This is a genomic window from Streptosporangium sp. NPDC005286, from assembly GCF_040607515.1.
GTDB lineage: Bacteria > Actinomycetota > Actinomycetes > Streptosporangiales > Streptosporangiaceae > Streptosporangium.
In genome coordinates this window covers 1-9,091 of the sequence record NZ_JBEXGU010000255.1, presented here as the reverse complement: position 1 = coordinate 9,091, position 9,091 = coordinate 1, and the positions used below count along the sequence as shown (strand labels likewise).

General features: G+C 69.6%; 9 protein-coding genes and 1 pseudogene. 4 read left to right on the top strand and 6 right to left on the bottom strand.

The features are described 5' to 3' along the window. Positions 1 to 9 precede the first annotated feature (9 nt). Positions 10 to 510 carry a hypothetical protein gene (locus ABZU75_RS43405; protein ID WP_355568345.1) on the bottom strand — a complete coding sequence of 167 codons (501 nt, stop codon included), beginning with the start codon at positions 508 to 510 and terminating at the stop codon, positions 10 to 12. A gap of 72 nt (positions 511 to 582) precedes the next feature. On the opposite strand from ABZU75_RS43405, the gene ABZU75_RS43400 reads away from it, so the two are divergent. Together ABZU75_RS43400 and ABZU75_RS43395 are read left to right on the top strand one after the other, a co-directional pair. Beyond that, complete coding sequence (locus ABZU75_RS43400) at positions 583 to 1,188, top strand: TetR family transcriptional regulator (protein ID WP_355568342.1); 606 nt, start codon at positions 583 to 585, stop codon at positions 1,186 to 1,188. 206 nt (positions 1,189 to 1,394) lie between these two features. Further along, entirely contained in the window at positions 1,395 to 2,060 is a 666-nt protein-coding gene (locus tag ABZU75_RS43395; RefSeq protein WP_355568339.1) for a hypothetical protein, read from the top strand. Here the strand turns inward: ABZU75_RS43395 and ABZU75_RS43390 are convergent. Then, positions 2,033 to 2,314: a hypothetical protein gene (locus ABZU75_RS43390; RefSeq protein WP_355568336.1), complete on the bottom strand. Its 282-nt coding sequence runs from the start codon at positions 2,312 to 2,314 to the stop codon at positions 2,033 to 2,035. The genes ABZU75_RS43395 and ABZU75_RS43390 overlap by 28 nt on opposite strands. A gap of 101 nt (positions 2,315 to 2,415) precedes the next feature. Between ABZU75_RS43390 and ABZU75_RS43385 the strand changes: the two are divergent. Beyond that, positions 2,416 to 2,955: pseudogene (locus ABZU75_RS43385) on the top strand (ATP-binding cassette domain-containing protein); the annotation flags it as partial. Between the two features lie 124 nt (positions 2,956 to 3,079). Here ABZU75_RS43385 and gndA read toward each other — a convergent pair. From gndA to ABZU75_RS43370, 3 genes are all read right to left on the bottom strand, one after another. Then, positions 3,080 to 4,510, bottom strand: coding sequence for an NADP-dependent phosphogluconate dehydrogenase (gene gndA / locus ABZU75_RS43380; protein ID WP_355568333.1), 1,431 nt, complete (start codon positions 4,508 to 4,510; stop codon positions 3,080 to 3,082). A 322-nt stretch (positions 4,511 to 4,832) separates the two neighbouring features. Further along, positions 4,833 to 6,473, bottom strand: coding sequence for a serine/threonine-protein kinase (locus ABZU75_RS43375; protein WP_355568330.1), 1,641 nt, complete (start codon positions 6,471 to 6,473; stop codon positions 4,833 to 4,835). A gap of 57 nt (positions 6,474 to 6,530) precedes the next feature. Then, the gene (locus ABZU75_RS43370; protein ID WP_355568327.1) at positions 6,531 to 7,790 is read right to left on the bottom strand and encodes a glycosyltransferase family 4 protein; all 1,260 of its coding nucleotides are present in this window, start codon (positions 7,788 to 7,790) and stop codon (positions 6,531 to 6,533) included. 307 nt (positions 7,791 to 8,097) lie between these two features. On the opposite strand from ABZU75_RS43370, the gene ABZU75_RS43365 reads away from it, so the two are divergent. Beyond that, positions 8,098 to 8,682 (top strand): TetR/AcrR family transcriptional regulator, encoded by a 585-nt coding sequence (locus tag ABZU75_RS43365; RefSeq protein ID WP_355568324.1) that lies wholly within the window; start codon positions 8,098 to 8,100, stop codon positions 8,680 to 8,682. 16 nt (positions 8,683 to 8,698) lie between these two features. Here the strand turns inward: ABZU75_RS43365 and ABZU75_RS43360 are convergent, their stop codons facing one another. After that, on the bottom strand, positions 8,699 to 8,821 hold the full coding sequence (locus tag ABZU75_RS43360) for a hypothetical protein (protein ID WP_355568321.1): 123 nt from the start codon (positions 8,819 to 8,821) through the stop codon (positions 8,699 to 8,701). Positions 8,822 to 9,091: the final 270 nt, after the last annotated feature.

The window sequence follows — 9,091 nt, the reverse complement described above, 5'->3', positions numbered from 1 at the left end:
GGAACCGGATCACGGGGATCGAACACGAACGTGGCGGGGGCGGTCCTCGCGGGGGCGTCGGTCGACAGGGCCGGTCAGTGTGACCGGCTTCGAGGACCAGCCGAAACGGCGCCGTACGGACACTCCTTGCGGGTCGCGGGCGCTCGCCCGGTAGAACGTCGTGGAGACGGGCGCACGCCAGTCGATCACCATCGGCGCTCGCCCGGTGCCACCGGAGACATGGCGCCGGCCGATGTAGTAGCGCTGCCCGTGGTGCTCGGCCAGGCCGGTACCGATGCCCAGGCCCGGAGCGAAGTCGAGGCGGCCGAAGAACGGGGGTCCGTCCGGCTGCTCGTCCAGCTCCTTGGCAAGGCTCCTCAGGTCGTAACCCAGCCGCTCCGCGCTGTAGCGGTCGCCCGCCACCCGCTCGCCGATGACGACGTTCAGCCGCGCGCTCTCGGCCATCCGGCGGATGGCCGCCCTGCACTCCGCCAGATAGGCCCGCTCGTCGTCGAGTCCGGCACCTGTCATCGCCCATCACCTCCAAAAAACTTAACTCGGTCAAGATATTAACCGGGTTGCGCTTCTGTTAGGTTGGAACGCGTGACAGGACTCCGTGAACGCAAGAGGCGGCAGGTCCACGAGACGATCTCGGCGGAGGCGATCTCGCTCTTCCTGGAGAGGGGATTCGACGAGGTGTCGGTCGCCGAGGTGGCGGCGGCGGCGGGGGTTTCCAAACCGACGCTCTTCAAGTACTTCCCGACCAAGGAGGACCTTGTCCTGCACCGCATCTCCGACCATCAGGGCGAGGCCGCCCGGGTCGTGCGCGAGCGCGGGGCGGGCGAGGCGCCGCTGGAGGCGCTGCGCCGCCACTTCCTGGCCGGGCTGGAGCGGCGCGATCCCGTGACGGGGCTCAACGACCACCCCGAGGTGCTCGAATACCACCGGATGGTCTTCTCCACGCCCAGCCTCGCGGCCCGGGTGCTCCACCACATGGCCTCGGACGAGGAGGCCCTCGCCGCCGCGCTCGCCGAGATCACCGACGAGCTCACCGCGCGACTCGTCGCGGGCCAGGTCCTGGCCGTTCAGCGGGTGCTGGCCCGGCGCAACTGGCTGAGGCTGGTGGAGGGGGAGACCGCCGAGCGGACCCACCTCTCGGCCGTCGCCGCCGCCGACCACGCGTTCGCCCTGCTCCCGAAACTGGGCTGAACGCCGCACCGGAGACCTCGCGCGGCGTGACCTTCCGAGCCGGCCGCGACACGCCCGCGGGCGTCGCGAGGTGATCATGACGATGCGGCCGCAGGGTTCCTGCCCCGCCGGAGGGTGGGCCCGGCGCGGTTCCGTCATTGACAGACATCTCCACGTGTTCCTACTTTGGAAACAGTGTTTCCTCTAGGGAATCGGATGGTAGTGCCGTGGAATACCCCCTCTCTCTGGCGCTTGTGGACTTCTTGCCGGTTCTCGCCATGGCGACCGGTGTCACCCTGCTCGTTGCCCGCGTCGGCGCCCTCGCCGGACCGAAGGTGACGCGTGCCGCACTGGCCGGGGGGACGCTCGTCGTGATCGGCGGCGCCCTCAAGGCCACCTGGAAGACCATCGTGGCCCTGGGCGGGCCGGACATCGTCTGGATGGCCAAGGCCCAGTTCTTCCTGCTCGGGCCGGGCTTCACCCTTCTCGCCTGGGCGCTGCTGAGCGTCCGTCCCGGTGAGGCGGGCAGGAGGATCGCTCCGCTGTGGGCGTTCGTGGCTTTCGCCCTGATCGGAGTCGTCACCGCGGCCGGCGTCGGAGCGACCTGGCCGCTGCTCGTCGTGACCACGGCGTCGGCGACGCTGCTCGCCGTGCGAATGATCCTGCTGGCCCAGAAGTCGGGTGACACCGTGGCGATGGCCCTGCTGGGGTTCAACATCCTCGGTACCTACAGCATGGGGATGCTCGCCGGGCAGCCGGAGCAGACCATCACCCTGCAGTGGTTTGAGGAATCGCTCAACACCTGCGTCTGGACGGCCTTCGCGGTGGCGGTGTGGCGGCTGACCCGGGCCGGGCGAGCACTCACTCACGTCCGGGCGGTTTCGGCGTCGTAACTGGAGCGTGCCCGTAGCACGACCAGGCCACTGATCGCTGCGGGCACCAGCAGGGCGGCGAAGGCGTAGAGCAGCGAGCCGAACACGTCGGACACCGTGCCCACCAGGAGCGGTCCGAGCGCTCCGCTGAGGGCAAGGGTGAACTGGAGTACGGCGAAGCCGACACCGCGCCGCTCCGCCGGCAGCAGATCGGCCAGGCCGGCGGTCAGGTTGGCGATCGCCGCGCCGAAGAAGGCGTTGGTGAGCGCGAACATCGTGATGCGCGCCCCGAGGAACGGCAAGCTGACCGCGGCCGCGAAGCACAGCCCAGCTCGTCGAGCCGCTGGACAAGGTCGGCCAGTTCTTCTACATCGGGATGGGCGGCAGCGCCGCGGCCAAGGAGATCAAACGGCTCCTGGCCGAGCGGCCGTCGATACCCGATCCCGCGACGCAGGCCCCCGCCGACGCCCCCGCGGAGGTCGAGTTCCACGGCGTGAGCTTCGCCTACGACCCGGAGTCTCCGGTGCTCCGAGACGTGAGCTTCAGGATCGCGCCGGGAGAGAGGCTCGCCCTGGTCGGTCCGTCAGGTTCCGGCAAGTCCACGCTGGTCTCGCTCCTGCTGCGCTTCTGGGATCCGGCCTCGGGTTCGGTCCGCGTCGGGGACGTCCCGATCGACCGCATGAGCCTGGAGGAGCTGCGCGACCTCGTCGCCGTCGTCGGCCAGCGCACCTATCTGTTCAACGACACGGTCGCCGCGAACCTGCGCATCGCCCGGCCTGAGGCCACCCGGGAGGAACCGGAGGCGGCCTGCCACAGGGCGGCGCTGCACGACACGATCCTGGCGATGCCCGAGGGCTACGAGACCGTCGTCGGGGAGATGGGCGAACGCCTGTCCGGTGGTCAGCGGCAGCGGTTGTCGATTGGCCGGGAGAGCGACCCGGCACTGTCCGGACCCGCACGGCCCCCGGCACCGCAGCGGCCGTGGCTGAACGGCCCGCCGCGGGAGGGGCGGCGAGACCTTCCGCCGCCCGCCGAGGATGTCAGCTCTCGATCTCCGTGCGGTCGCCCGACCACAGGGTGTGGAAGGAGCCCTCGCGGTCCACCCGCTGGTAGGTGTGCGCACCGAAGAAGTCACGCTGGCCCTGGATCAGGGCCGCGGGCAGGCGCTCGGCCCGCAGCCCGTCGTAGTAGGCCAGCGCGGTGGAGAAGCCCGGTGCCGGGATGCCCAGCTCGGCGGCCTTCGCCACCACCCGCCGCCACGAGTCCTGCGCCAGGGTCAGCGCTTCGGCGAAATAGGGGGCGGCGAGCAGGGTGACCGGCTTGTCCGGCGCCGCGTACGCCTCACGGATGCGGTTCAGGAAGACGGCGCGGATGATGCAGCCGCCCCGCCAGATCGTGGCCAGCACGCCGGGGTCGACGTTCCAGCCGTACTCGGCGCTGCCCGCCCTGATCATGTCGAACCCCTGGGAGTAGGCGACGATCTTCGAGGCGTACAGCGCCCGCCGCACATCCTCGGCGAAGTCCTCGCCGACGGCGCCGGCCGGTACGCCCGAGGGGCCCGGCAGGCCGCGCGCGGCCGCGCGCAGGTCGGCGTGGCCGGACAGGGAGCGGGCGAACACCGCCTCGGCGATGCCGCTCACCGGAACCCCCAGGTCCAGGGCGATCTGTACGGTCCACCGGCCGGTGCCCTTCTGCTCCGCCCGGTCGGCGATCACGTCGACGAGCGGCCTGCCGGTGGCCGCGTCGACCTGGCGGAGCACCTCGGCGGTGATCTCGATCAGGTACGAGGACAGCTCACCTGAGTTCCACTCCGCGAAGATGTCCGCGAGCTCCGCCGGGGTCCGGCCGAGCCCCTGCCTGAGCAGGTCGTACGCCTCGGCGATGAGCTGCATGTCGGCGTACTCGATGCCGTTGTGCACCATCTTCACGAAGTGCCCGGCGCCGTCGGGGCCGATGTGCGCGCAGCAGGGCACGCCGTCGACCTTCGCCGCGATGTCCTCCAGCAACGGCCCCAGCGTCTCGTACGACTCCTTCGAGCCGCCAGGCATGATGCTCGGCCCGAGCAGCGCGCCCTCCTCCCCGCCGGAGATGCCCGCGCCGACGAAGTGCAGGCCGCGCTCGCGCAGCGCGGCCTCGCGCCTGCGTGTGTCGAGGAAGTGCGCGTTCCCGCCGTCCACCAGCATGTCGCCCGGCTCCAGCAGGGGGGCGAACTCCTCGATCACCGCGTCGGTCGCCGCCCCGGCCTTGACCATGATCAGGATGCGCCGGGGGCGCTGCAGCGCCGCGACGAACTCCTCGGGAGTCTCGCAGGGAACGAAGGTCCCCTCGTCCCCGTGCTCCTCGACCAGTGCCTTGGTCCTGTGGTGTGACCTGTTGTGCACCGCTACCGAATGCCCGTGCCTGGCCAGGTTACGGGCGAGGTTCGCCCCCATGACGGCCAGCCCTGTCACACCGATCTGTGCCTGAGTCATCAAATACCTCCAGCTCGGAGACCTCGGTCCTCATGACCGGGAAAGAAAACACGACAGGATGCCACGTAGTGGGTTTCTCGAAAGCATGAGCGAACCCGGTCCGTGCACCATCACCGTTTGTGACGTACGCAGATCGTGAAGCGAGCGTTCACATTTCGCTTCCATCCAATTCTTCACGCCAAGAATGCCAGTCCGCACCCGCCCTGACTAAAGGGGCGAAGAGAGTGTCGGCGCCGTGCCGACCGGCGGACCGTCCGCCTCCGGGCGGCTCCGGCCCCGCTGGGAGCGGGGGCGACGTGACCGGACCCCACCCCGAGAGGGCTCACCGGCCGAAGCGGATTCCCGGGGTCTCCAAGCCGATGAGGCCGCCCAGGCACCGGTAGGTCCGTGCCCCACCCTGGAACTGCTCCTGGGAGGGTGGCAGGACCGTGCCCTGCCACCTGCTCCGCCGATCGCTGCGGGTGTCGTACATGGAGGCGAACATGACCTGTTCCGAGCACACCTTCCGCACCGTCGGATGCTTCTCCAGGGCTGCCAGGTCGTAGGTGAGCGAGTCCTGCGGAAGCGGGGCGATCGCGTACGTCTCCCACACGTGTGACTCCTCACAGCCGATCCGCTTGGCCGTGGTGTCGCCCGCGATCGAGACGAGGCCGCCCCAGCACTCGGGCTTCACCACGCACGCGGCCCCCGCACCCGCGACTGCCGAGGCGGGACAGGCCGCCGTGACCGTGGGAACCTCCGGGACCTTGGGGGCCGCGGACACGCCGGACGCCGAGGTCGTGCCGTCCCCGGCGTTCTCGCCGCTCAGGAGCGCCTGCCGGCCCGACTGCTGCGAGGTGGTCGGGGTCTGGTCGCGATTCTCGACGTACATGAGCCCGGCCCCGGCCAGTAGCAGGATCACGAAGGCTACCGCCACCGCGACGAAGACCCGCGTGTTCGACGAGGCGGGATGCTCGGGCGGTTTGGTACCGCTCACCCCCGGAGACGTCAGATGCGACCGCACCGGCTCCCTGCCGGGCCCGCCCTGGAGCGGCGGCGTGCCGTACGGCGGTGGCACTGTGGCGTACGGCGGCGAGGGGGAGGGGGTGGGAATAGGGGGGACGGGCCGCGGGGCATGAGGCGGGGAGGCCGGGGCGTCACCCCCCGGACGCAGGCTCGCGAGGGCGTCGCGCAGCGCGGCCACCGAGGGGGTGCGCCGCGCGGGGTCGGCGGCCATGGCATCCCTGAGCACGGCGGTCAGTTCCGGCGGCACCCCCGGGATCTCGGGGACGGGCAGGCGGTGCAGGGCCATGATGACCGCGATGTTGACCACGCCGCTCTCCGGGAAGCGCGGAGGGCGCCCGGAGAGCAGCGCGTACAGCGTGGCGGCGAGGGAGTAGACGTCGCCCGCGGGGGCGGGTTCGGTCAGCTCGAACGCCTCGGGCGGAGCATAGGCAGGGGTGAGGGACTCCCTGGTCACCGACGCCTCGCTGCCCGACGAGGGCATGGTGGCCAGGCCGAAGTCGGAGAGCACCGCATTGCCGTACCGGTTGATCAGGATGTTGGCAGGCTTGATGTCGCGGTGCAGCACTCCGGCGGCGTGCGCCGCCGACAGCGCGTCGGCGATCTTGATGCCGATGTCGGTGACCTCGGCCGGCGGCAGCCGCCCCTCCGCACGCATCCGGTCCAGCAGCGACCCGCCAGGGCACAGCTCCAGGACCATGTACGGCCGCCCATCGGGCAGGACCCCGGCGTCGTAGACATGGGCGACGTGCGGATGGCCGGAGAGGGCGCCCGCCGAGGTCACCTCGCGCATGAAACGGCGCCGGTCCCGTTCCGAGACCAGCACCCGGTTGTCCACCTTGAGCGCGACCTCACGCTCCACCGCCAGCTGCCTGGCCCGGTAGACGATTCCGAAACCACCCTGGCCGAGCACCCCGGACACCTCGTAGCCCGGTACGGCGACGGCACCCGCTCCGGCCACCTGCCACCTCCTGAAGACGAGCGGCAGATTACCGGAGTTTCACCCACGAACCACGCGTTATACCGGCAGGCGCCGCTTCTGGTCGCTGGGATGCCCGTCACCGAGCTCCGCCAGAAGCGCGTCCCAGCGGGCCCCGATGGCGTCGAGGCTGTAGTCGGCTGCCGTCAGCACCGCGTTGTCGCCGAGCCTGCCACGCAGCTCCCGATCCTCGATCAGCCGGCAGAGCGCCTCGGCGAGCGCCGCGGGCTTTTTCGGCGGAACGAGCAACCCGTTGTGCTCGTGTGCGATGACCTCCCCGGGGCCGTGCGGGCAGTCGAAGCTCACCACCGGCACGCCCTTGCTCATCGCCTCCAGGATCGTCATGCTGAATCCCTCGTAGCGCGAGCTGACGGCGTAGATCGATGACTTGGCCAGCTCCATGCCGATCTCCGACGAGCTGCCCATGAGCAGCATCGTGTCCGACAGCCCGGCCTTCTCGATCCTGGCGCGGAGCTTCCGCTCGGCCTCGGGCCTGCCGCGCCCGTAGAGGCGCAACACCCAGTCGGGGTGCGCCGCGGCAACGGGCTTCCACGCCTTCACCAGCAGGTCGAAGCCCTTGGCGTGAACCATCCTGCCGATGGCGACCACGACTTTCTCATCCAGCTTCGAGACGCCACCGGACAGCGCGGTCACGGCGTTCGGGATGCGCAGTAGCCGTCCGGGCGGCGTCTTCAGAGCTCTGCGGTAGTGCTCCAGGTCCACCCGCGTCAACGTGACGAAGGCGTCCAGCCTGCCGTAGCGCCGCTTGATGAGCCGGACGACCTCGGGGGAGTGCACGTCGAGTGCCACGTGCTCCTGGCCGATGGTGATGACGCCCGGTGGCGTGAACAGGGCGGTGATCAGGTTGAATCCCGGCCGGGTGGAGATCAGCACGCCGGTGCGCATGGATCGCAGGTAGCGGACCATGCGCAGGTCCGTCAGCAGTGAGACCGCCCGGTAGACGTTCTCCTGCCTCGGGATCAGCATGCTCGGCAGGCGCGACAGCAGCCACCCCACCGGGCCTCGCCGCCGGGTCCTGTCATCCAGGAACGACACCCGCACGCCCGGCGGGATGGGAAAGAACGGCTCCCTGGCCGTCCGGACCACACTGACGATCTCCACATCGCGCTCGCGCGCCAGGTGACCCGCCAGGTTGAGCACGGTCCTGATGGTGCCGCCCATTCCGTACGCGTGCTGCAGCAGGATGCGGACGGTTCTCGTGTCGGGCGCCGGAGCGCGCCTCGCCCGCCTCGCGTTGAGCGCCCGCAGCACCCCGAACGCCGCCCGCCTGACAGCCATCCGTGCTCGCCGCGTCTTCACGCTCTTCCCCGACATGCCGAGAGCCCCCCCGCCCGTCCCGCATTCCCTTTCGTTCCCCTTCCCGGAGCCACTTCCGCTAAAGCACACACGTCGGACAATCCAGCTCACTGCCCGATAGATCGTCGTACGGACCACAGCGGTCCTGGACCGCCGGTGAATCAGTCCCTTCCGTCCTTCGCGAAGTGGGTTACGTCCCTTACTCCACCGGAGTCGCTGTTCGCGTTCATGGCGCTTTCGGCCGGGGCTCCCGGCCTATGCTGTTCCTCTCCGTGTGAGGGGAGCATCGGTGGGCGGACGGGATCCGGATCGGCGTCGAGCGCTGCTCGACGCCGCGGACCGGGTGATCCGGCGTGAGGGACCCGAGGCGTCCATGGCGTCGATCGCCGCCGAGGCGGGGGTCACCAAGCCCATCCTCTACCGGCACTTCGGTGACAAGAGCGGGCTCTATCAGGCCCTGGCGAACCGGCATGTCCGCACCGTGGTCGGCCTGCTGCGCCCGGAGTTCGACCGGGCCAGGGCCGACCTGCGCAGTCGCGCCCGGGCGACGATCGACGCCTATCTGGAGATGATCGCGGCCAACCTGAACCTCTACCGGTTCCTCTTCTACCGGGCCGGTGCGGAGGACAGCCGGACCCACTCCCAGATGACCGCCATCGTGCGCAGCCTCGGTGAGGAACTCGGCACGGTGATCGCCGCCGAGACGGCGGTGCCCGATCCGGTTCGCGCCCAGGTACTGGGTCACGCCTTCGTCGGTATGGTTCAGGCCACCGGTGACTGGTGGCTGGAGCATCCCGAGGTGGACCGGGCCGAAGTCGTCGAGGGGCTGGTCAGCGTCATCGTGGCGACGATGTCGGCCACGCTCTCCCGCTGACGTCGCCTGTCACCGGCTACCCGCTGCTCACCGAACCGTGAAAGCCGGTCTTCTGGAGCACCCGCCAGAGCAGGACCGCGCCGAGCAGGAAGACGGCGTGGTCGATTTGACGATGCGGGACGAGGTTCGTACAGTTCACCAGACCCGAGGGAGACGGCGGTGGCGCCGGGGCTTCGGGAACCTCTCTAACGATCTTCGCCCCAAGGGGATATCTGTCCCCAAAAGGGGTCTGATTCGACATGAATCAGACGGTCGAGTAGGTTAGAAGGGTTGCTCTGGAAACAGAGTCGCCGAATTCCAGCAAGACCTGCAAAATCAAGTCAATCGCTTCAAAACGAGCCGGTTTGACACGAAAAAGCGGGCCTGAAAGAATAACGGCACAACGAAAGAACAGAACAAAACGAACCGC

Excerpts from the sequence above, each read along its gene's own strand:
- gndA (WP_355568333.1), bottom strand. The coding sequence starts at position 4,510 with ATGACTCAGGCACAGATCGGTGTGACAGGGCTGGCCGTCATGGGGGCG.
- ABZU75_RS43370 (WP_355568327.1), bottom strand. The coding sequence starts at position 7,790 with ATGGCTGTCAGGCGGGCGGCGTTCGGGGTGCTGCGGGCGCTCAACGCG.
- ABZU75_RS43390 (WP_355568336.1), bottom strand. The coding sequence starts at position 2,314 with ATGTTCGCGCTCACCAACGCCTTCTTCGGCGCGGCGATCGCCAACCTG.
- ABZU75_RS43405 (WP_355568345.1), bottom strand. The coding sequence starts at position 510 with ATGACAGGTGCCGGACTCGACGACGAGCGGGCCTATCTGGCGGAGTGC.